The sequence below is a fragment of the Bacillus massilinigeriensis genome (assembly GCF_900117315.1).
Taxonomy (GTDB): Bacteria; Bacillota; Bacilli; order Bacillales; family Cytobacillaceae; genus Bacillus_BE; species Bacillus_BE massilionigeriensis.
In genome coordinates, this window is sequence record NZ_LT630337.1 from 3,863,901 (window position 1) to 3,883,836 (window position 19,936).

The 19,936-nt window shown below is 36.1% G+C and carries 18 protein-coding genes and 2 pseudogenes; 6 read left to right on the forward strand and 14 right to left on the reverse strand.

What is annotated here, in order from left to right; all coding sequences use genetic code 11:
- Positions 1 to 292: 292 nt before the first annotated feature.
- Positions 293 to 658: a single-stranded DNA-binding protein gene (gene ssb / locus BQ6100_RS19040; RefSeq protein WP_075983105.1), complete on the reverse strand. Its 366-nt coding sequence runs from the start codon at positions 656 to 658 to the stop codon at positions 293 to 295.
- A gap of 272 nt (positions 659 to 930) precedes the next feature.
- Here ssb and BQ6100_RS19045 point away from each other — a divergent pair, with 272 nt between their 5' ends.
- Positions 931 to 1,359: a YwpF-like family protein gene (locus BQ6100_RS19045; protein WP_075983106.1), complete on the forward strand. Its 429-nt coding sequence runs from the start codon at positions 931 to 933 to the stop codon at positions 1,357 to 1,359.
- A gap of 133 nt (positions 1,360 to 1,492) precedes the next feature.
- On the opposite strand, the gene BQ6100_RS19050 is transcribed toward BQ6100_RS19045, so the two are convergent.
- Positions 1,493 to 1,855, reverse strand: coding sequence for a hypothetical protein (locus BQ6100_RS19050; protein ID WP_075983107.1), 363 nt, complete (start codon positions 1,853 to 1,855; stop codon positions 1,493 to 1,495).
- Positions 1,856 to 1,936: 81 nt separating this feature from the next.
- Between BQ6100_RS19050 and BQ6100_RS19055 the strand changes: the two genes are divergently transcribed.
- On the forward strand, positions 1,937 to 2,317 hold the full coding sequence (locus BQ6100_RS19055) for a hypothetical protein (protein WP_075983108.1): 381 nt from the start codon (positions 1,937 to 1,939) through the stop codon (positions 2,315 to 2,317).
- A gap of 316 nt (positions 2,318 to 2,633) precedes the next feature.
- On the opposite strand, the pseudogene BQ6100_RS19060 reads toward BQ6100_RS19055, so the two are convergent.
- From BQ6100_RS19060 to BQ6100_RS19075, 4 genes and pseudogenes are all read right to left on the reverse strand, one after another.
- Positions 2,634 to 2,873: pseudogene (locus tag BQ6100_RS19060) on the reverse strand (hotdog domain-containing protein); the annotation flags it as partial.
- 180 nt (positions 2,874 to 3,053) lie between these two features.
- Positions 3,054 to 3,482, reverse strand: a complete 429-nt coding sequence (gene fabZ / locus BQ6100_RS19065) for a 3-hydroxyacyl-ACP dehydratase FabZ (RefSeq protein ID WP_075983110.1) — start codon at positions 3,480 to 3,482, stop codon at positions 3,054 to 3,056.
- 119 nt (positions 3,483 to 3,601) lie between these two features.
- Positions 3,602 to 4,147, reverse strand: a complete 546-nt coding sequence (locus BQ6100_RS21010) for an HNH endonuclease (RefSeq protein ID WP_097677934.1) — start codon at positions 4,145 to 4,147, stop codon at positions 3,602 to 3,604.
- A gap of 131 nt (positions 4,148 to 4,278) precedes the next feature.
- Complete coding sequence (locus BQ6100_RS19075) at positions 4,279 to 4,758, reverse strand: hypothetical protein (RefSeq protein ID WP_159433181.1); 480 nt, start codon at positions 4,756 to 4,758, stop codon at positions 4,279 to 4,281.
- A 152-nt stretch (positions 4,759 to 4,910) separates the two neighbouring features.
- Here BQ6100_RS19075 and BQ6100_RS19080 point away from each other — a divergent pair, with 152 nt between their 5' ends.
- The gene (locus tag BQ6100_RS19080) at positions 4,911 to 5,141 is read left to right on the forward strand and encodes a helix-turn-helix domain-containing protein (RefSeq protein ID WP_075983112.1); all 231 of its coding nucleotides are present in this window, start codon (positions 4,911 to 4,913) and stop codon (positions 5,139 to 5,141) included.
- A gap of 269 nt (positions 5,142 to 5,410) precedes the next feature.
- On the opposite strand, the gene BQ6100_RS19090 is transcribed toward BQ6100_RS19080, so the two are convergent.
- The 7 genes from BQ6100_RS19090 to BQ6100_RS19125 form a co-directional block, all read right to left on the reverse strand.
- Entirely contained in the window at positions 5,411 to 5,647 is a 237-nt protein-coding gene (locus BQ6100_RS19090; RefSeq protein WP_075983114.1) for a hypothetical protein, read from the reverse strand.
- A gap of 121 nt (positions 5,648 to 5,768) precedes the next feature.
- Positions 5,769 to 8,642: an FtsK/SpoIIIE domain-containing protein gene (locus tag BQ6100_RS19095; RefSeq protein ID WP_075983115.1), complete on the reverse strand. Its 2,874-nt coding sequence runs from the start codon at positions 8,640 to 8,642 to the stop codon at positions 5,769 to 5,771.
- A 281-nt stretch (positions 8,643 to 8,923) separates the two neighbouring features.
- A protein-coding gene (locus BQ6100_RS19100; RefSeq protein ID WP_390622393.1) for an IS3 family transposase occupies positions 8,924 to 10,467 on the reverse strand; the annotation gives its coding sequence in 2 pieces (ribosomal slippage) (positions 8,924 to 9,984 and positions 9,984 to 10,467; 1,545 coding nt in all).
- Positions 10,468 to 10,488: 21 nt separating this feature from the next.
- Positions 10,489 to 12,129 carry a hypothetical protein gene (locus tag BQ6100_RS19110; RefSeq protein ID WP_075983116.1) on the reverse strand — a complete coding sequence of 547 codons (1,641 nt, stop codon included), beginning with the start codon at positions 12,127 to 12,129 and terminating at the stop codon, positions 10,489 to 10,491.
- A gap of 171 nt (positions 12,130 to 12,300) precedes the next feature.
- Entirely contained in the window at positions 12,301 to 12,858 is a 558-nt protein-coding gene (locus BQ6100_RS19115) for a hypothetical protein (RefSeq protein WP_075983117.1), read from the reverse strand.
- The gene (locus BQ6100_RS19120; RefSeq protein ID WP_075983118.1) at positions 12,859 to 14,394 is read right to left on the reverse strand and encodes a hypothetical protein; all 1,536 of its coding nucleotides are present in this window, start codon (positions 14,392 to 14,394) and stop codon (positions 12,859 to 12,861) included.
- Positions 14,391 to 16,211, reverse strand: coding sequence for a hypothetical protein (locus tag BQ6100_RS19125; protein WP_235816555.1), 1,821 nt, complete (start codon positions 16,209 to 16,211; stop codon positions 14,391 to 14,393). The genes BQ6100_RS19120 and BQ6100_RS19125 overlap by 4 nt, the downstream gene beginning before the upstream one ends.
- A 238-nt stretch (positions 16,212 to 16,449) precedes the next feature.
- Between BQ6100_RS19125 and BQ6100_RS19130 the strand changes: the two are divergent.
- Positions 16,450 to 16,821 (forward strand): annotated as a pseudogene (locus BQ6100_RS19130) (transposase); the annotation flags it as partial.
- 442 nt (positions 16,822 to 17,263) lie between these two features.
- Here the strand turns inward: BQ6100_RS19130 and BQ6100_RS19135 are convergent.
- Positions 17,264 to 17,506 (reverse strand): hypothetical protein, encoded by a 243-nt coding sequence (locus BQ6100_RS19135; protein WP_075983120.1) that lies wholly within the window; start codon positions 17,504 to 17,506, stop codon positions 17,264 to 17,266.
- Between the two features lie 176 nt (positions 17,507 to 17,682).
- Between BQ6100_RS19135 and BQ6100_RS19140 the strand changes: the two genes are divergently transcribed.
- Both BQ6100_RS19140 and BQ6100_RS19145 read left to right on the forward strand, forming a co-directional pair.
- The gene (locus tag BQ6100_RS19140) at positions 17,683 to 18,462 is read left to right on the forward strand and encodes a TetR/AcrR family transcriptional regulator (RefSeq protein ID WP_075983121.1); all 780 of its coding nucleotides are present in this window, start codon (positions 17,683 to 17,685) and stop codon (positions 18,460 to 18,462) included.
- 98 nt (positions 18,463 to 18,560) lie between these two features.
- Positions 18,561 to 19,502, forward strand: coding sequence for an alpha/beta fold hydrolase (locus BQ6100_RS19145; protein WP_075983122.1), 942 nt, complete (start codon positions 18,561 to 18,563; stop codon positions 19,500 to 19,502).
- Positions 19,503 to 19,936 lie beyond the last annotated feature (434 nt).

Genomic DNA, 19,936 nt, shown 5'->3' on the forward strand with positions numbered 1-19,936 from the left:
CATCAAGGCTATGAAGGACAAAACTTAGTTGGGAACCAATTAAAGTGGCTCTCATCACGGGTATGAAGGACAAATACTGGTTGCGATCCAATTAAAGTGTCTCTCATCATGGTTATGAAGGACAAATACTGGTTGCAATCCAATTAAAGTGTCTCTCATCATGGTTATGAAGGACAAATACTGGTTGCAATCCAATTAAAGTGTCTCTCATCATGGTTATGAAGGACAAAACCCGGTGGTAAACCTATTCATGTGATTCCTCACAAATAGAAAACCTCCTTCCCTTGATTGTTCATGATAAAACCACATCCTTTTTCATTTCCTCCTTCGTATCCGCCTTTTTCGGGTCTAAAAAGCGAATGGATTCAGCAATCACCTCCGTTACATAAATCCTTTTCTGGTCTTGATTTTCATAGGACCTCGTTTGAATTCTTCCGGTAATCCCGATTAGGGAGCCCTTCTTGCAGTACAAGGCTGTGTTCTCAGCATTTTTCCTCCATAGGGTACATTGCACAAAATCAGCATCGATTTCTCCCCTTTGGTTGCGGTAATGCCTGTTTACAGCGATTGTTACATTGACCACTGAGGTCCCTTCCAAGGTAATTTTTAGCTCGGGATCCTTCGTCATTCGCCCCACTAATGTTACTTGATTAATCATATCCTCTCTCCTTTCAAAATGGGGATGGGACTATCATAAACCTAGGGACACTGATAGGTAAAATGGTGAAAATTCAATTTTGGGGTCATTTTTTATTTAAAAATTGAATTTTGAGGTAGCAAAGTGGGTTTTTATTTTAAAAAAAGTGGAGGAACTTTCAATTTTGCAAAATTCTACAGGTTTTGTTCGACAATTTTTGACAAATTCGCATTCCTTTTGTTCTATGTTATAATTAAGAAATTAATGGAAGTTGATGAACGGGAGGAAAATAGGTGAAAACATTTAAATTAGTCTCGTTGCAAATTGAAGAGGAAAGCGGATTAAGGGATATACCACTAGATGACGGCCTCATCATCAACAAGGAAGATGAAAGCAATACTTGGTTAATTGAAGCTTATATTCCAAAGTCCCAAAACGATTATTTTCAGGATATATTAAATCAGGGAAAAATGCTTAACATTCAAGTAATTATCACGAAAAAGGATAATTTCCCTGCTCCGTTTACAGCAAAAATACATTATGTCAAAGTCTTGGATCAACACATAAGCGTTCTCCTCAAAGGAAACCTCCGGAGAATGAGAAGCGAGTATGCAGAATTGTTATTGCAGAATCTTATGGAAAAGGGCTTGCAGGGCGATGATTTGTTAACTGAATTTAAGGAGCAAATGCAATTGAAGCCGAAAGTGTCTCCTTTAAAGTAAATGTATAGAGGCCTACCTTTGTGGTAAGCCTCTTTTTTGTATGTTAGGATTTGGGGTTCCTTCTACAGTCTGAGAAGGTTGGGATTTCTAATAATTGTAAGTTAAACCCAATATATCCCCCAATAATTACCTATTAACGATCTTTATTGTCATTATCGGCAGCATCCTTATTATCCTCAATGACATCCTCGCCTGGATCATTGTTATCAGATGCTGGATCCCCATCGTTGTCTGTGTTCTGATCATTATCTTCTTTTTGATCCAAGTTGTTATTTACGCCATTATTATCGTTGCCGTCAACATCTGCATTATTATCTCCATTATTATTGTTGTCGTTGATATCTCCATCATTATCGACATTATCATTGACATCTGACGGGTTGCCCACGTCTACTTGATTTTCTGGCGGTGGATCCTGATCGTCATCTGTTCCACAACCAACCAGTAACATCGTTGAAAGTAGAGAACAACCTAATAACGATAAAAGCTTTTTCATTTGTTTAAGACTCCTTTCATTTTGAGAAAATCTGAGGTGACTGAGCGACAGTCGATTGCCCGTGGGCATTAGGATTATACAATGCCCTTAAGTATTGTGAATTTGTTCTCTCGACTATCCTTAATTTGGCTCGACTTTATTGGTATGTCAGAATTTATGTTTGACCGTCGGGTTGCCGGTGGTCTTTTGTTATCATGCCCCATTAAGGTGAATGATTTTCATAGTGTTTGGTGGAAAAAAACGGGTGTAGATGCTCGGGAAGTGGATGAGAATGGGTGGGATTTGCGGATGAAGAAAGAAGCAAATATTTGGTTATTTGACGTGGGTTTATTCTTATTTGGGGGCGTGATTGTGAAATATAAGGGGAGTTCTGTCTGCTTGAATATGGATATCCGCGATTTTTTCGATTTATCCGCGATTTTTGCAATTTATCCGCGGAAATGGTCATTTTATCCGCGATGAGGGTTTTTCGGCTTAACATAAACTTACACGATAGAGTATTTTACCTAATTTCCTCCATATTCAAAGTTCATTTTGTGAAATCTAAGAGCATATCCGCCTGCCCAAAAATGGATATCCGCGATTTTTTTGTTTTATCCGCGATTTTTGGATTATATCCGCGATTTTTGCAATTTATCCGCGGAAATGGTCATTTTATCCGCGATGAGGGTTTTCTGCTTTTCATGAACTATCATCACGAAAAGGATTCATGCCAATACAAACTTTCTCCATAAAAAAAGAGCCACCCATTTAAAGCGCAGCTCCCCCTTTTAAGATTTTACTGGCCAAACCCAAAACTAATCTCTGCTTCACAAGCAAGTTCTCCATCTACCGTAGCAACTGCTTTCGCTTTGCCAAAGGATTTGCGGAGTCGTAGCATTTCCACCTCTAAACGAAGCTGGTCGCCCGGTTTGACTTGTCTTTTAAAACGGCAATTGTCGATTCCTGCAAAAAAACCAATTTTTCCGCGATATTCTTCTTTGATTAATACCGATACAGCTCCAACCTGCGCGAGTGCCATGGGTTATATGTTGTAGATTAATGTGTTCTTAAGTGTGTTTATTCATTAAATCCAAGGACATTTTACTGTTATCAGTATACACTTTCTTATATACACATGCATTTAAAACTTTTAAAAAAATATAAAATGAATATGTAATAAAAAATTATACATAATAAAAAACAAGGAGATTGTAGTTTAGCTTTGAACAGCAAACATAATTTCAGCTTCCATAGCTGTCTCACCATCTACTTTTGCAACAGCCTTACCTTTTCCGATTCCCCTACGAATTGATAATAATTCAACTTCCATAATAAGAGTATCACCAGGTCGAACTTGGCGTTTCCATCTGCACTTCTCTACCCCTGCAAAGAAAGCAATCTTACCTGCATACTCTGGCATTGATAGAAGTGCGACCGCACCAGTTTGAGCACATGCTTCTAGAGTTAAGACACCTGGGAAGACAGCGTAATTAGGAAAATGGCCATTAAAAACTTCCTCGTTCGCTGTAAGATTTTTCTTTCCAATAGCCCGTTTACCCGGTTCTAATTCTTCAATTGAATCTATAAGTAAAAAAGGGTAACGATGTGGAATAATTTCTTTAATTTGTTCGATATTAAGTTTCATTTTAAAAACACCTCCACTTTTATTCTATCCAATAAAAAACTTTCCATTGCTAATTATATAGTAACAGAGCGGTAATTTAAATTCCTTATGGACCTTATTTAGAGAAGGACATGAGAAACCTAATTTAAAAGAAAATTATTATAATCCTGATCTGCTTTCTCTTTATTACAGGCGTTACAAGCACAGATACAATTTTTAGGTGTAGTTAAACCCCCTTTTGATTTAGGGATTATATGGTCTACGGTATCTCCATAATTCCCACAATAGTGACAAGTATAATTATCTCTCACTAATATCATAATTCGGAAGGATTTCCTAGTATATAAGTTATGTATTAATCCTTTATGAACAATTCCTGCGCGGCCTGCTTCAACTAAGATCCTTGCAAATTTTAAATTAATAACGTCCTCATACCGTTTATCATTACTAGTCCTACCCCTTATGATTATTGGCTCATTTTTATTCAAAATTGATGTGTCAAAGCTATATATCAAAGTATTATCTAGAACAACTTCATATCTCCTTTCTTTACAGATCTTGCAGAATGACCTTCTCTTACCTTTATTCTTTTTCCCACCCAATGGAGGAAAATCTGTTTTGTATTTTATTTCTCCACATATCTTGCACTTTTTATAAAGTAAACAAAAGCTACCTATATCCGACATAGCAATCGCCCCGTAACTCTATCAAAATCCCAATATCCTAAGTTAAGCTATAATATTTCAGCCCGATACTTTACATAAAATGAAAAAAATTGATGTTATAAGAAACATTAAGGTAATTGGGGGTGAACCCATCAATCTTTAAGGATGGAATTAGCCATACTTTCAATTTCCATAACCTGTTCAGGGTTTGTGAAAAATAAGTCTAACTCCTCTATTAAGTAGTATCCACTTTTTTTGTCAGGTATGATAATACCCATTCTCACAAGATTATTCATTGATGTTTTAATCTGGGTTTTCCTCAGTTTTGTTTTGTTATATAAATCACCAATTTCAAACTTTAGAACACCAGATCTTTTTATACTTGCTACTTTTGCTAAGTATGTATAAATAATAACATCAATTCCTCTTATTGCCCTACTCTCATCTAAACCGAAAATTACAGATGGCACAAAAAAATTCTCGTTACTCTTTTCTAGATTTATTGATTCTACACTAATCCAGTTCCCATCAACCTTAAACCCTTTCTCTCCTGAGCTTTTCACTTTGTATTTATAGAGCTCAATATACAGTTCTTCAACACTTAAATTTCGTTCAAAAAAATCTGATGGCAATTCAGTATAAGTAAACAAATTCATACTCCCTTTCGAAATGTAGACTATAGTCATCACTTCTACAATAACATAATCTGCTCCTTCCTTGTAGACTATAGTCCGTGGACGTCCTTTGAATTCTAAATAAGAATTCAAAAAAGGACGGTGATTTAATGGGGACTGAAGAGGCCTTTGGATTTGTTTTAAGTACTCGTAGAAAAGAGCTCGGACTAAATCAAGAAGAGTTAGCATTTCGGTGTAATTTAGATAGGACATTCATTAGTTTATTGGAGAGAGGTAAAAGACAGCCTTCCTTAGATACAATTTTTAAACTTTCAAAAGAACTACAAATGTCTCCTTCTGAATTAATAAAAGAGGTAGAAGATACATTAAAAAACAATTGACCATTTTTTGATCAATTGTTTTTTTGATTTCCCACTCAAATTTTAACTATTTGATTGTTTCCTTTTTAAATAGATTTTCTAACTAAATTAATATTCCTTCCAAAATCATAAGGCTGGGAATAAAAAGTTTCACCACACTTTTCACATTCGACATCACATAATCGGTCATAAACTAACGTTTTATGTTTAGGTATGTTTTCAGGTGGTTCCTCAATATTTATTACAAAGAGTATTCCTCCACATTTACATTGCAAATTTAGTTACCCCCTTTAGCTTTCTTCTAAACAGCTTTCTTCATTTATTTTCCGTGTATTTTCATAATCCTCTTCACTTGCGTTTTCCCATTGTGCTTCCAGACAAAGCTGAGCAAATTCATCACTACTTATATGAGGATTATTTTTGTGTAATCTTCTGAGCATAAATTTTAATTGGTCTTTAGTATATAGCCCATCATAAAAATCAGTATAAACAAATACTAATGATTTATAGACTTCCCCTGTATTCATTTGTATCAATCCTCTTGAATATTTTACTTAATTATAACCACTCTTGTTAATGACTTAAAGTGGCGCAAAAACATAAGAAGCCACAAAAATTGTGACTTCTTATATATCAACGGTTTAATTACTATAAATTTTTGCCTTGTTTGATTGCATTAACAACATCGAATGAATCTTCGCTAGATAAGAATGGTACCTGTGCAAAGATTAAACTTGATTCCCCTGAGAGCCTTGCTGCTAAATGACCTTTATCGAGTAATCTTTCTGCACCTTTTTCACCTAATGCAATTTCAGAGGTACCTGAACTTTCAACTTTAAGTATTAACCTGTTACCTAGATTATCCCTTAATTGTACAGGTAAGGCATCTTTATCAGGTCTTTGTGCAGCAAATATGAGGTGAATGCCAGCTGCCCTTGCTTTTACACCTAACCTCTGAACAGATGAAGAAACAGTATTTTTATATTCATCTACTAGCATCCAATCAGCAAATTCATCATGTATCAAAAATATCAAAGGCATTTTCTGACCTTCAGGAGCTTTCTTATTATATTCCTTAATATTTGGAACTTTATTTTCTCTAAATGTCAGATAACGACTTTCCATTTCTGTAACTAATGATTCTAAGACTGTAGCAGCTTTATCTTGGTCAATAATTATGCCTTCGGTTAAGTGAGGTAGGTCCTCTAAGCTTTGGTAATCAACCCCAAATTTTGGGTCTATTAAATACACCTGAGCCATTTCTTTTGAATTTGTAGCACAAATGTCAAGAATAAGATTTTGTAGCAATATGGACTTACCACTCCCAGTAGCACCTGCTACAAGAGTGTGAGGTGCGTGTTGTTGTAAACCTTCAAACGAGCCTCCAAGGTTCAAATAAAGTAACTCACCATCCACTTCCTTAACACCTATAAGGAAGTTCATATTCATACCAGGCATGATTTGTTCTACTTTACGTCTCTTCCAAATATCTCGCAAATAAATAACTTCACGCTCTGGTCTTGCAATAAATACAACTATTTCACCAGGTCTTCCTACCACATTTAATACTTGTAGTGCATGAGTGGTTAATAACTGTGACTTTTTCCTCTCAATGTCCTCAACTTTGAGATTATCAGAACCTTTTAGTCTAATAATTCCTGAGTTAGGTGTTAATCGCGAGCCTAATACTTTTGCCTGTAAGTTATATGACATTAATGCTGTTTTTAATTTGCGTTCTACATCGTTTAACCATTCGTTAGAACCATCATCCACCAATTGTGAAACACTCGTATCTATCCATTCTTTCAAGTTGGAGCCGCCCCAAAAGTCTGATGGCCCAACTTCAACAGACTCATCATTATCACTTTCTTCTCTTCCTGTAGAAGACTGCTCATTATTATTCACTTCATCTGAACTTGTATTTTGTTGATTTTGAGCAGTTTGACTCTGAAAAGACCCACTGTCATTTTGATCCTCTGTTTCTTCTGAATCAGCCTCAGGAGGCAGTACAGCACGTACAACATCCCAAGGTCTTTCATCACCAATTCCATTCCGGATGGATGTTAATTGCTCATTTTTATTAATTCCTAATACAAGCTCTCTAACCTTTTCTCTATTATATACCTCTTGGTAACACCCTTCTATCTCTGTTATCTGTATTTGTTCACAATCTAAGTTACTATCATCCGATGAAATCGACACAAATACATGGGAATAACCTTTTAAATCAATTGGTATTTCTCCATTTCTAATCCCTTCCCTCCATTCCTCTAATGACAGGGAAGATTCTTTAGTAAATTCTACACCTTCAACTAGCAAATCACTTATCCTAGCAAGCCAGAGATCCTTGTCTAATCTCGTCGGGTTACCAAAAAGGGCATTATTAATTCTCAATACAGTATCTTTTAGTTGTTTTCGAGATATCTTTTTGGAATTCGCTAAACCCTTTATATCAATATATTTACATTCAGTAATTATTACCTGAAGATAGAAATTACCATTTACCTCTTTGGGACATAAAGCTAATATATCTGCAATTTGTTCTTCTTTCTTACCTAACCAAGAAGCGTAATCATCTAAAAAGAACCAGCCGATTGATTCTGATTTTCCAAGCTCAGATTTAACTAATGCTTTACTCAATACTACTCCAAGAAGTTCACTAGCGAACTTACCTCGTTTGGCTGCTCTTAAAACAATATCACCTGATAACATATTAGCTTCATCAATAAATTTTTCCGCTAATTTTGAAAGTTCAGGTTCTTCTAGTCCGAGATTTAAAGAGTTCAGTCTTCTTTTAACTAGTATTTGCAATAGATTTAGTTTAGATTTTGTTGATACTACTAAATTGGGTCCGTTTGATTGACTATGCTGATATTTTATTACATTAACACCCTGGTTTCTTAATAACCTTTGATCAAGCAATTCATCATAATTTGCAACCCATTCTCCAATTTTATGAGCTTCGTCAAAAATACTTCTAGTTTCTTCATTTTGAAATGATATCTGTCTTGATGGTAAGTAGTAATTATCCTGATCATATTCATTAACGTCACACACAGCTTGTAATGCCTTTAAATAGGACCATCCTACTGAAGGTTGGCTAGGACAAACCAAATAAGCTGTAGACTTTAATTCATCCTTAACAGAAGGTCTTCTTCTTGACCATCTTGGAGGATAATGTGTTAATAGATCTGGCATTGTACTTTTCTTAACAGGAGACCAAACAAATTTCGCTTCACGTGATATGACTTCTTGTAAAAACACAATATCTGAAGGCTTCTCTTCATTTAAACCATCTACTGGAGCAGTATCTGCCATTACACCGATCCTAAGCCTAGCCATGAAATCACGTGATATCTCACTAGCAACAAAAGTATCTGCGTCTTCATCTGTGCTTTCAACCATCTTCATGTATAGTTCACTAAGTTTCTCTAGGTTACGATGACGTAATACAACCTGACAACGAATATCGTCATTTTGGTCCCGGAGAGTTGATAAAGAATCCACAATTGCTTTTGGCAATCTTGTAGAATCACAATTATAGAGAGCCACACCTAGATTTGTACTTTCATGTGGTTGTAGCTCAACATATTTTTGAACTAGGTTATATACTTTCGGTGTTTGTCAATATAGTTGTCGTATTTTATTACTTTAGTATTTTAAGAGAATTCCTTAAATCCCGAGTTCAAATAAAGCTACCGCGCTGCGCTTGGTGGTCTGGTGGTTTGAATCGAAAGGAAAAGCGCTCTTTCGATTCAAACCACCAGAGAAATGGGATATTATGATTTCTTCAATGTTTCAGTTTACCTCTCATCTCTCATTGGATTTAGCGCTACTTGTTCATTCGGTCTCCAATTTCTCGTGCCTCTCGTCCAACGCTCAGGATGTTTAGCTCTCGCTGCTTCGTATATATCTTTTCTCTTTTCTAATATCGCTACGTGTGCTCCAGTATGACACTGTACAGGTGTCACAAAATTTAATCCACTATGCAAGTGAATCTCGTTGTACCAATAGACAAATTTCTGTGCCCATTCCCTTGCCTCTGCGAGTGATGCAAAGCCTTTATGCGGGTAATCCGGTCTATATTTAAGTGTACGAAACATGGCTTCTGAGTAAGGATTATCATTACTTACACGAGGTCTTGAAAAGGAACTTTGAATTCCCAGTTTCTCTAGTAAACTTAAAAATGTCTCGGCTTTCATAGGACTACCATTATCAGAATGCAATACGAGTGGTGCGCCTTTGATTTTTTCATTGATCACTGCCTTTTTCACAAGTGTTTCAGCGTGCTTTGCCTCTTCTGTTTCCCACACTTCCCAGCCAACTGCTTTTCTACTAAATAAATCGAGAATTAAATAGAGTCGATAATACAACCCTTTCACAGGTCCACCCAGCCACGTAATATCCCATGTCCATACCTGATTTGGCGATGTTGCTAGATGACTCTCAGGAATTCTTTTCCCAGGCTTTTGACTACGACCACGATGATTCTGCATTTTTTCTTCACGTAACACACGATAAAAGGTGGATTCTGACGCAATGTAAGTCCCTTTGTCCGCAAGCTTTGGTACAATTTGTGTCGGGGGTAAATCGACGTATTCTTCCTGTTTGACAACCGTTAATATTTCTTCTTTTTCCTTTTCAGACAACTTATTTTTTGGTACGGGTCTTTTCACAAGTGGGCGTTGATCAACCTTCACACCACCATCTTCCACCCAACGTTCATAGGTACGAACGCTGATATGAAGCTCCTCGCAAGCCTTCGCTAATCGCGCACCATTTTGATTGGCTTCTTGGATGAGTTTGACTGCTAATGCGCGATTTGACGGGCTAATCATTCTTCCTCGTCGTCCCCCCAAATCGCTTGGGCCTTTTTTCGCAAAAGTAATAATGCCGCAGCTTCAGCTAGTGCCTTCTCTTTCTTTTGTAGCTCTTTTTCTAATAGTTTGGCACGCTTCTGTTCTTCCTTCAAAGCGCCATTCAGTTGTTTTGCTTGATCGAATGCCTGACCATTTGCCTGAAGGCATACACTTTTCCATGCTTCAATCTGTTCACGATACAGCCCCTTTTTACGACAATACTCAGCCAGCTCTGTTTCATTCAATGCGAACGTCTCCATCACGATTAGAAACTTATCTTGGCTACTCCATTTGTCACTCGTTTGTCCATTGCCAGGTGCTGCGACACCAGTCTCACGAGCTTCTTTACGCCAACTGTACAAGGTCACATCTGAGATGCCTTCTTCTTTCGCAATTTTCGTAACAGATTCATTATTTGGGGGCATCATTCGTTTAACAATAGCTGCTTTATATTCCTGTGTATATCGTGTCCCATTTTTTCTTTTCATATCGCTCAACCTCCGTGTTATTTATTTAACTATAACACTAAAGTATCCTACGACATCTATCCTAACAGAGAGGGCTTTTGAACTTGCCTCTTTTGGATCTTCATTAGTTTGTAAATTATTAAATTTCCTAATAGGTATTTCCATTAGGCTATATTCATTAACTGAATCCGATATTGACAATAGTTCTGGCTCTTTGCCTTTAAAACTAAATGTGACTTCAGGGTAAAAAGGCTGAGTGAAGTCATGCCTTAAATCTGAAAAGAAAAGTTTTGAGTCACCAAAATCAACCTCTTCGGAATCAAGAATCGTTTTAATTAAATTCTTAAACTGAATTGCCTTAATAGCTAAAGAAGCTAAACGCATTGGATGCCAAGGAGCAATAATTGACATTGGTTGATTCCCATTAATATGAACATTACCTAAGTTAAGTATGGGTTGCCACAACTCAACTCTGTTTATATCACTTGTAGCATGTAATTGTAATGACTGAAGAAGGTTATCATATGCATTGCACTGTGAAATTAAAGATTCTGCCGAAAGCCCTTCTTCTATAAAATCATTTATCGACTGCTTATACTTTTGTGAGAATTGTTCCCAAGCGGATTTAACTAGTGTATATGCAGTATCTGATAAGCGACCTTCTTCAAAGGCTGTTTTGAGATTCTTATCAAACAGTTTGCTTATATCGCTATTTGAATTGTATTTTGCTATAAGAGACCCTCTATTTTGACCATACACGGCTTGTAATGTACCGATATCATTTAAAGAGACTCCTTGTAATTTACCTTTTTTACTTATTGGGTTCTTAGATACTTGGGAAAGAGGAAATGGATGTTTCCTTAGTCTCGACAAATCCTTATGTAGTTCTGTGCCAATTTTATTGGGATCGCCTTTCCAAATTAGTTGAACTTGATGTGAGGGATGGATTTCATCCTCATATTCTAACTCGACATAAAATTTTATCTGAGAAGCATTCTGTGATACCGAGTTATTTTCTTTGTATTTGGGTTTACTCTTGGCATCTTCTATAAGCTCATCATATTTGAATAGCCAGTGTACGTCCCAATTTATATTTAGTTGCGTTAATTTATCTAAACCTCTATATCTTGTACAAAAAAATAGGCCAATGTCGGTGTTCAATTCAAGCCATGAACTTTTACTACTTTTCTTTTGTGTTTTGATCCTTAATGTTTTTTTACCTGCAATACTTCCACTTTGTGAAAAAAGACGTTCTATAGCTTCCAACAACCCAGCAATAAAATCATCCGATTCAATTGGTTTACCGTATACAAATCTATCCCACTTTGATTTTAAGGATCGATTAGTATCCAATTCTTGACGGTGACTTTCGAAAAACTCCATATCCTCCTCATTAGGTTCAGAACTTGTCCTCTTTGATAGAGTTTCTAAGTAATCTATGTCATCTTGTGTAAGGGTGTCTGAATGCTCATCTATTAAATATTCCAGTGTTTGGGTACCTAAATCTATCTTTTTGGTTTTTATTCCTGAGAAAAAAACATAAATATTATCAAGCTCCCACTCATAATTAGCCAATTCAGCTGCTTCTTGGGTCCAGCCCGATTTTGCCTGAATAAATTTTTTAATTGATTCTTTGGCATGGTCAGGAATGTCATCCTCAACCTTTTTATATGAAGATTGCAAGTCATCATTATCAATAACTTCTCTATTGGGATACTGTTTAACTAAATAACATGCTCGTTTTGTTATTGCGGATTGATAAAGATCTGCCCATCTCTTTTTGTGCCCTAAGAATTTTTCTGGAATGGCTTCAAAAAACGCTGAATCTCGTGGTAGTCTTAAAGATGGTAACGCCTATCCTAATGCTGTTATTATTGGTACACTGTCACGAATAATCTTGCTTCTAACTTCAACAATATACTGACTAAAACGCTCCAAGCTATATTCACTAATTGACTGTAATCCATTTATTGCCTGTTTCCATATTTTTTTCTGTTCGTCTGTAAGAGCTAATCCCGAACTAGCAACGTTAACCCAAATATCTGGATTACTTTTTAAATCCTTTGCACCAATAGTAGTAATATCCCTTAATGATTGCCCTTGGTCATCGTTGGTATTTGCCAAAATGATCGCTGGTTTATCTATTGGAGCATTTCTCCAATAAGTTGTTTTTTCTTCCGTAATAATATTGGATGGTAATTGATACTCCTCTACTAGTTTACTAGGAACTTTAATCTCAATATAGGAGCTTAACTCTTCATCTTCTAATATTTCTTTACAAATTCGAGCAACTTGTCTTCCCGTTAATCTATCTAAAAGAAAACGAGCTATACCCTCAGATTCAACATCTGTCCTGAAGTTAGACCTGAGGTATTCAGTTGCTACTTTACCGATTAAATCTAACTCATTCATTTAATTTACTCCTCTAACATATGGATTTTCAACATAGGCGCAAGCATCTGATAACCTTTTCAAAAGCCCCATGCTTGATAGTCTCTGTTCGAGTCTAATTGCGTTTTCAGAAAATGCCTCTTGATCTGCATCTCCTTCTTCCCACAATGACTTAGCTTGACGGTCACCAATTACAAAACCATATTTATCAAATAAACAATCTAGAAATTCTTGAAACTCCATTTTGTTACTAACATTACTTAATACTAGTGCCTTCAATAAAGTATCTGTGGGGGCATACCTTAGTCTTCTACTACTTCTTTTTGAAACTAAACCGATTTCTTTCCCCCATACTCTATGGAAGTTTTGAACATGTTGTTTGTGTCTTATTGCAACTTTTTTAGAGAGTTCTTCTAATAAGCCATCTGGGGTTGTTGCAGATGCACCTTCTAAGTCTTTCCAATAGAAGACATTTTCGATTAGCCCTTTTGCTGCTTCAAAAGGTTCATCAGATGATTCCACCTGCTTCCAAGCATCGGTATTCTTCATTCCCAAAATATACTCTTCGATTGCTTGTTTTGATAGGTTATTGTTTTCTGAGTATGAATTAGCAGCTAAATCCCGAATTATTGTTTTTTGTGGTGCGATAATTTCTAAAACGAAAGATGTTTTTTTGTTGTTACCTAATACCTCTTTAGACCGATTAATAAAATAAATTAGAAAATGCAATCCCGTGATATTTACCAAATGCGGGAAAACATCATAGTTAGGCATATTACATTTAAAAAGATTTAGCCAATCCTCTGATAACAGGTCATATTCTGGTAAACTTGCAATTGGTAGATATCCACCATCTCGTGGTTGCCCACTAAACCGTTCAACACTTGGTTGAAGTTTTGCAACAAGCCTATTGAGTGGTGATTTCCCTTCCAGGATTTTTTCCCCTAAGTGCCTTAGGATTTCATTTTTGTTAGAACTTCTTGATAGCATTAAATAAAGCAACTCACCTGTTCGCCCAAAAAATCTTCGATCATTACTAGTATTCGACCCTGTTACTCTTACATCTTCATATAAACAATCTGGACCATAGGGGAAAATAAACTGAGAACTCCACCTCTTATTATTTTCTCCTTCAATTGTTGTTGTTTGTAAAAACTTAATTATATCTACAAAATCTTGAAAATTAGGAAATCTACCTTTTAAATATGAAAAGTCTGCTGAATCTAATCCGCCCTTTTTATCGTTCATTTCTTCAATCCACTTTTTCCATTGTTCATTATTATCGTTTTCATATTCCTTCTCAATTATCTGCATCTGAGGATTATTAAATAAAATATTTCTTAAATACATACGGGAGTATGCAATATATTTTAGGGTGTTATAATTATCTTCCTGGAATGCCCGACCTTCGTTATATTCAGATTGAAGAACATTCAAAAATTCCATGAGACAGAGCCATGGTGTTTGCTCATCATAAAGACGATGGCCCCAGATAGCCTCGTCCACCCACATTCTCGGTGAATCGATACCATTAGGTCTTGGTAATCTATCAATCATTCAAATTCAACCTCCACTGGACGGGTATAGAGCATCCCTTCGTTATTTAATCGAAGAAGTTCTAATACAAGTCGGTCCGAATCATATTCATCAGCACCTTCTAATTTTCTACGAGCTTCTAGTTGATTTATTAATCTACTTTTAAATGCAAGGAGGTCCTCATAACATTCTCTAGAAAAACTTCCGGGAAGTTCTCCTTCGGCTACTCTAGAAATAAACTCATATCTCACCAAATGTAATTTAAGGCTTACTGGTCTTATTTCAGGACTTAAGGACATTTTAACCGAGAACAGCGGTTTCCCATTTTCAAGTGTAATATCTACACTCTCTCCTCTACTTGGTCTAACAGATATCCTAGATTCAAAGACCCTACTAATTTTAGATTGTGAATGACTTCCTGAAGTTGATAGGAAAATCCCATCAGTATCCTTAGTAAGTAATCCTGTTGATATTCTGTTTATGCCTTTTACTAACCTGGATAAAATTTTGGGCTGAACCCTTTTTTCATTCCCTAGTCTTCGATAAACACTCTCTAGGAACTCCCCAGCATACTTGAAGGTAGTTAGATCCCATATTTTAATCTCCTCTACATCATTATCGTCAACAGAGAAAAATAATCTTTGTCTTTGTGACCTCAATCTACCTATAAATTCCTGGCTTTCTTCTTTATCTACATCGCCCTCTAGGTATGATTTTTGGTGCGCTTTAAATGTTTCATCTGCACCATAATAAGTATCAGATAGCATATATTTATCGTATAAGTTAAATAATTCCGGGTCGTCGTTTCCATAAATCAACATATTATCGATAAGATTATTACTTTCAGTACCAATGCCAAAACGATTGAGAATTGAAAATATTTCGGTCTGTTCTCGCCTTCGTGGATTCAAATTTTCTCCAAATATATTTCTATAAATACTTGCTTTTGAAGCTGTATTATCTTCTAATATTTTTGGGATTTGATTACAGCTCATTAGTTTATCTTTTGCCTCAGGATGGCCCAATATCATATTAGAAACCAATAACAAAAGGTGCCTAATCGGTATATGTACCTCATTCAATTCACACAATTCTAGTAGGTTTATTAATCTAGACTTAAGAACAGTATTTTCATCGGTCCCTTTCAAACGCTTCCTATTCTCCCAAATCGGACAAGTACTTTCTTTGTAAATACAATTTTCACACTCATTCCAACCTGGATGCTCAACCACAGAATTAACAACTTTTTGGAAGGTCCTCGCTGAGTTGGTTCTACTTAAATTTATTAACTGCAAGTTGTAATCAGGGTGTTCTTCCTTTTCGTTAACTAATAAATCCTCAATTATTCCCGTTACTTCAGCTACATCATATGTATAATCGGCCTTTTTCCAAGCCTCAATAAGTTGCCCATCGTTCGCCGCAACAAGAAATACTTTATTTCCACCATTTTTAATTGAGTCGGCTAAATTATTAATAATGTCCCTATCTTCTTCTGATAATTCACTTAGATCCTTAATAAAGAATATTGTCTTTTCTGGTAATTCCAATGATTTTATTGTGTCCCCGTTATCCCAAACTTCCTTTGAACCCCCGAGTGCAGTCCAGACTTCTCTACAATAGAATGTTTTCCCATCTCCAGCGGTCCCTGTAAGGATGATAGTCTTTGGATAACCCGAATGAAAATTTTCTATTAAATGTGGCAAGTATTCAGGTTCTACCTTAATCGGTTCTATTCCTTTTCTTTGTATAGAACGTTGGATAGCTTCGTCATACATATTATCATTCCTTGGTATTGGTCCATATTGCCTAAGAAAGCTTACCCAATTAGATTTACTCATTGTCATATTACCTCCCCCTCGTATATTATGTTTAGTCCCTTTTATTTGAGGACCGTAATCCCTACTTTTCCTGTACAAAATAAATCAAATTTCTTGGGTGTCCCGAGATATTTCTAGATAATGAGATTAGGATCATTTGGGACAATTCTTTATCCCCCTGTGGGCTTAACCACATTTAAAGACTGTTTCTCAGTGTTCGTGCGGTGCTTCCTACTCGCAGGCTGTTCTCCCTGTTCNGATCGGACCAGTCTTCACAGCTGGCATTATCGCTGAAATTGGCCAAATCGAACGCTTTGAAGATGAAACAAAAGTAGCCAAATATGGTGGCCTTTACTGGCGAAAACACCAATCTGGACGCTTTACCGCAGATGATACTTCCCTTTCTCGCAACGGGAACCAATATCTAAGATATTACTTAGTTGAAGCCGCCAACTCAGTAAGAAAGCATATACCCGAGTACCAAGAGTACTACGAGAAAAAGTACAAGGAAGTACCGAAACATCAACACAAAAGAGCACTCGTTCTAACTGCAAGAAAATTAGTGCGTTTGGTAGATGCGCTACTACGCAATCACCAAATTTACACGCCGAAAAGGAGCGTGAATAAATGACGCATAAGCGTTAATTCATCCTTTTTCACTAATTCCAGTAATTAACAAACTATTACTGGTTTAGTTTAGTGCTGCCTTTTTTCTGAAATTTTGATTCTTGATAACAAAATACTAATTATCTTTTGGTTGACATATTACCGCAGGTCTTTACTCTATTATTCTTATAATTTTTCTATGTTACCCATATTTTAACATATAAAATCAGTAATTCTTTATATCTATATTAAAAATGGTAGTAAGAGTTGATTCAGACCTCACATGGAGTTTGAATAAGACTATCTAACTAAATTAACTCCCTGCGGAAGGCTTGAAACAGGCAAATATTTTTATTTGATAAATGAGTAGAGCAAATGCTTATTTCAGCGTGTCAAAAATCTAATTATATGACAGTTGAAATGCTAAGAAGTGCATTAGAAAAGACCTCATAATAATAGATCGAATTTCACTTACTTTTATTTGCCTTGAGTCTAGATATAATCAAACTAAAGATAATACCTACTATTGCCGAAGATATTATTTTAACGAGGTAATTGTTTTCAAGTCCACCAATAACATATCCCTTAATCTTTTGATAAAAAGTTGCTTCTGGAACCCAGTCAATAACATATCCAATCCCGAACATCGAAGGAAGGCTTATCAATATATATATAACGATAAAACCGAGAAAAAACCTCTTGATATTCACAGTATTCAACCTCCATTCCTATATTTTTATACTATAATTTTCAATAGGAAATTTCAAAACTACAATTTTCCAACCATAGAATAATTTCATAAAACTATTGACATTTAAAGTATAATGATTTTACAATGAGAACATACTCACCAGTATTCTAATGTAACAAATGGAGGTTGAAATAAATGAAACCGCACGATAGAATTTTGGCAGCTTCTAAAGAGTTAGCCACTAAGAATCCTGCAGACAAAATAACATTTGCCGACATTGCAGAAATAGCTGAAGTTCATTGGACTACTGTAAGGAGATACTTTGGCAGTAAGGAGGGAATGCGGCGAAGATTAGTCGATTTTCAGGAACCTAACCAAAATCACCACTTAGATACGCGCACTAACATATTGGATTCAGCAGGTAAGGTATTTGGAGAACTTGGTTACGAAGGAGCAACACTTGATTTAATTGCCGAAGATGCAGGATTAACCAAAGGAGCTGTATACTGGCACTTTTCCAGTAAAGGAGATTTGTTTATTGAGTTAATAAATAAGAGCCTAACTAATTTATTAGTGGAACTCCCTTCCCAATTAGAAAAGGTATTTAAGTCTTCAAGTCCCGAACAAGCAATAAACAGATTGCTTAAGAGCCAGTTTCAAGCTTGTGAAGAAGATAAAAGCCAACAACCTACCTTGTTCTTTGAATTTATTTCTAGAAGGCGTGATTCTGAAGTTAGAGAAAAGTTAGATGTAGTTTTTGCAAAATTGTTTGCAGGAACTGAAGTAATTTTAGAGGATCTCCAGAAAAGAAAGATGATTTCAGAAAAAGTGGATGCTAGTTCATTATCTGTAACTCTCCACGGCTTAATAAATGGGATGGTTCTTATGTGGATGGTATCTCCAAGCTCTGTACCGCTCACTCAAATGGCTGACTCTATATCCAAAATAATATGGGACGGAATAAACCCAAAATAAAGCCCGTTGAAAAACCGGGTATTTTTTTGAACATAACATACTTTTAAGTATGTTAATGGAGTACTTTACAGTAGGTGAGGAGAATGAGGAGGAAGAATATGTTTATCATTGCTATTGTAACTGTCCTTATAGGAATGGTTACTTTATACTTTTACAACCAAAATCAATTTAAGAAGGCTGAATTGGCATATCCTCCTAATGGAGATTTTGTTGAAGTAGATGGTATCAAACTTCACTATTTGAGTAAAGGGAACGGAAAGCCGGTTGTGTTCTTGCATGGAGGCGTGCTTTCAAGTGAGGATTTTTCCGATGTAATAGAGCTTGCAGCCCAAGAGGGATATAAGGCAATCGCATTTGACCGCCCTGGGTATGGGCATAGCGAAAGGCCCACCAACGAAAAAGTCACTCCTATTACACAAGCTAAGTTAATTCATAAAGCATTAAAAAAGCTGAATATAACGGATCCAATTATCCTTGTGGGTCATTCTTGGAGCGGAACTATGATTATGTCTTATGCACTTCAATTTCCTAATGATGTTGAAGGTCTTGTTACCTTGGGAGGAGCAATGTATAAAGAAGGATACCCTGCTGAAAATGGAGATACCCTTTCAGAATTAGTAACGACTCCTATTTTGGGTGATTTAATTATGAATACCCTATTAGCAACACCATTAGGTAAGTCAATGGGTAAAGAAACAACTAAAGCAACGTTTTCACCGGAGACACCTCCAGCTGGTTACGAGGAAAAACTACTAGCTTTATGGGGTAGACCCACTCAATTTAAAGCTAATAGAGAGGATACTTTAGCTTTTCCGATAACATCCAAGCAAATTAGTTCTCGGTATAAGGAAATAGAAGTTCCAACTATTATAGTTGTAGGGGAAAATGACCCTTTTGGAACTATCAAAATGGCTGAAAGACTTCAAAAGGATCTTCCTAATTCTAAAATGGTCAGATTGCCCAATGTTGGTCACATGATTCCTGAAAATCACCCTGAGAAGGTATTGGATGCAATAGAGCTATTAACTATAATGAAGTAACAATAAAATTACATCTAGTAATTTGTTAATTAGTAAAAATACCTTCCAACAATGAGCTAATGGAAGGTTTTTTCGGGTCTGCGTAAAATTTTGTGTAGGTAATATCCGACAATCTTCGCAAGGCAAGAAATAATAGGTATAGAAAAAACATCATTTGTCAAAAATATAATTGGCTTTTACCATAAAACAGGATAGGGCAATGCAGAAGTGCAACCCGAGCGGTTTTATGGTTTTTCCCTAAAACGGACGGATCTTTTCTGTCCGTTTTTTTAGTCCGTTTTAGGGAAAACAAAAGCGCTAAACTTCAGGGGTTTGGGGACAGAGTCCCCAATTAGGATGTTTGATTCAAAATCTCAAGCTGACTCAAGATCATGTCCCAATTCCGATAACGCATGGTCCATTTTTTCGTAATGTTTTGAGAGGCCAAGAAAAGC

Excerpts from the sequence above, each read along its gene's own strand:
- BQ6100_RS19145 (WP_075983122.1), top strand. The coding sequence starts at position 18,561 with ATGTTTATCATTGCTATTGTAACTGTCCTTATAGGAATGGTTACTTTA.
- BQ6100_RS19120 (WP_075983118.1), bottom strand. The coding sequence starts at position 14,394 with ATGATTGATAGATTACCAAGACCTAATGGTATCGATTCACCGAGAATG.
- BQ6100_RS19050 (WP_075983107.1), bottom strand. The coding sequence starts at position 1,855 with ATGAAAAAGCTTTTATCGTTATTAGGTTGTTCTCTACTTTCAACGATG.
- BQ6100_RS19090 (WP_075983114.1), bottom strand. The coding sequence starts at position 5,647 with ATGAATACAGGGGAAGTCTATAAATCATTAGTATTTGTTTATACTGAT.
- BQ6100_RS19080 (WP_075983112.1), top strand. The coding sequence starts at position 4,911 with ATGGGGACTGAAGAGGCCTTTGGATTTGTTTTAAGTACTCGTAGAAAA.
- BQ6100_RS21010 (WP_097677934.1), bottom strand. The coding sequence starts at position 4,147 with ATGTCGGATATAGGTAGCTTTTGTTTACTTTATAAAAAGTGCAAGATA.
- BQ6100_RS19125 (WP_235816555.1), bottom strand. The coding sequence starts at position 16,211 with ATGAGTAAATCTAATTGGGTAAGCTTTCTTAGGCAATATGGACCAATA.
- BQ6100_RS19115 (WP_075983117.1), bottom strand. The coding sequence starts at position 12,858 with ATGAATGAGTTAGATTTAATCGGTAAAGTAGCAACTGAATACCTCAGG.
- BQ6100_RS19140 (WP_075983121.1), top strand. The coding sequence starts at position 17,683 with ATGAAACCGCACGATAGAATTTTGGCAGCTTCTAAAGAGTTAGCCACT.
- ssb (WP_075983105.1), bottom strand. The coding sequence starts at position 658 with ATGATTAATCAAGTAACATTAGTGGGGCGAATGACGAAGGATCCCGAG.
- fabZ (WP_075983110.1), bottom strand. The coding sequence starts at position 3,482 with ATGAAACTTAATATCGAACAAATTAAAGAAATTATTCCACATCGTTAC.
- BQ6100_RS19055 (WP_075983108.1), top strand. The coding sequence starts at position 1,937 with ATGCCCTTAAGTATTGTGAATTTGTTCTCTCGACTATCCTTAATTTGG.